The sequence below is a fragment of the Bradyrhizobium sp. AS23.2 genome (assembly GCF_001908185.1).
Lineage (GTDB): Bacteria > Pseudomonadota > Alphaproteobacteria > Rhizobiales > Xanthobacteraceae > Bradyrhizobium.
The window spans coordinates 1-1,941 of record NZ_LGHM01000339.1; the positions used below are offsets into that span (position 1 = coordinate 1).

Genomic DNA, 1,941 nt, shown 5'->3' on the forward strand with positions numbered 1-1,941 from the left:
TCGAGCAGAACTTCCGCTTCGCATCCACCGTCGCCGACCGCTACTACGTGGTCGAACACGGCAAGATCATTGACGGATTTTCCAATGCGGAGCTTGCCGCCAACATGGACAAGCTCCACACTTATCTCGGCGTCTAGAACGGTCACGAGATATTTCACAAGGGAAGTAGCATGAAGACAAGGTCGATTGCATCGTTTCTGCTTGGCACGGCGTTGGCCGTTACCACCGCTGGCGTCGCCTTCGCACAGGACAAGACCGTCAAGATCGGTGCGCTGTCCGATCAGTCCGGCCTCTATGCCGACCTCGGCGGGCCCGGCTCGACGCTAGCCGCGCAAATGGCCGTCGAAGATTCCGGCCTTGCGGCGAAGGGCTGGAAGATCGACATCATCTCGGGCGATCACCAGAACAAGCCCGACATCGGCACCGCGATCGCGCGGCAGTGGTTCGACGTCGACAAGGTCGACATCATCGTTGACGTGCCGAACTCCGGTGTGGCGCTCGCCGTCAATAACGTCGTCAAGGAAAAGAACGGCGTCTACATCAATTCCGGTGCGGCGACCTCGGACCTCACCAACGCGCAGTGCACGCCCAACACCGTGCACTGGACCTACGACACCTACATGCTGGCCCACACCACGGGCCAGGCGCTGGTGAAGGCCGGTGGCGATACCTGGTTCTTCCTGACCGCGGACTACGCCTTTGGTGCGGCGCTCGAGCGCGACACCACCGCCGTCATCACCGCCAATGGCGGCAAGGTGGTCGGCGGCGTCAAGCATCCGCTGAACACGCCGGACTTCTCGTCCTTCCTGCTCCAGGCGCAGGCGTCCAAGGCCAAGATCATCGGCCTTGCCAATGCCGGCGGCGACACTACCAACTCGATCAAGCAGGCGGCCGAGTTCGGCATCGTCAAGGGCGGCCAGAAGCTCGCGGCGCTGCTGCTGTTCCTCACCGACATCAAGGCGATTGGCCTCGAGACTGCACAGGGCCTGAACTTCACCGAAACCTTCTACTGGGACATGGACGACAAGACCCGCGCCTTCTCCAAGCGCTTTGCCGAGAAGATGAAGAACAACGCTCCGCCGACCATGGTGCAGGCCGGCGTCTATTCGGGCGTGCGGCATTACTTGAAGGCGCTCGAGGCGCTCGGCGGCAATCCGCATGACGGCGTGAAAGTCGTCGAGAAGATGAAGTCGATGCCGACCGAGGACGATCTGTTCGGCAAGGGCGAGATTCAGCCCAACGGCCGCACCATCCACAACGCCTATCTGTTCGAGGTGAAGAAGCCCTCCGAGTCCAAGGGACCGTGGGATTTCTACAAGCTGGTCGGTACGGTGCCAGGCGATCAGGCCTTCACGCCGCTCTCCGAGAGCAAGTGCGCGCTGCTTAAGAAGTAAGACCAACAGCCCGCCGGCAGCTAGTCGGCGGGCGGCTCTAGGGAACGCCGAAGGGACCGGGTGCGGGATCGATGCAGGCTCTTTACGCTCAGCTACTGGTGGGACTGATTAACGGCTCGTTCTACGCGCTGCTCAGTCTCGGGCTCGCCGTGATCTTCGGCATGCTCAACATCATCAATTTCGCCCATGGCGCGGTCTACATGATGGGCGCCTTCGTCGCCTATTTCCTGCTGAACCTCGGCGGGATCAACTACTGGTGGGCGTTGCTGCTTGCACCGATCATCGTCGGCATCTTCGGCATGATCCTGGAGCGGACGATGCTGCAATGGCTGACCGGGCTCGACCATCTCTACGGCCTGCTGCTGACCTTCGGCATCGCGCTGATCGTGCAGGGCGTGTTCCAGAACTATTTCGGCTCCTCCGGCCTGCCTTACGCCATTCCGGACCAGCTCAAGGGCGGCATGAATCTCGGCTTCATGTTCCTGCCGGTCTATCGCGGCTGGGTCGTCATCTTCTCGCTGGTCGTGTGTCTGGCGACCTGGTTCCT

2 protein-coding genes and 1 pseudogene are annotated in these 1,941 nt (G+C 61.4%); all 3 read left to right on the forward strand.

Annotated features, from left to right (window positions below; translation table 11 throughout):
• Positions 1–137: pseudogene (locus tag AC630_RS41975) on the forward strand (ABC transporter ATP-binding protein); the annotation flags it as partial.
• A 33-nt stretch (positions 138–170) separates the two neighbouring features.
• Positions 171–1,394 carry an ABC transporter substrate-binding protein gene (locus AC630_RS41980; protein WP_074124316.1) on the forward strand — a complete coding sequence of 408 codons (1,224 nt, stop codon included), beginning with the start codon at positions 171–173 and terminating at the stop codon, positions 1,392–1,394.
• A 71-nt stretch (positions 1,395–1,465) separates the two neighbouring features.
• Positions 1,466–1,941, forward strand: a 476-nt coding sequence (locus tag AC630_RS41985) for a branched-chain amino acid ABC transporter permease (protein WP_143198765.1), incomplete at its 3' end; no start/stop codon positions are given.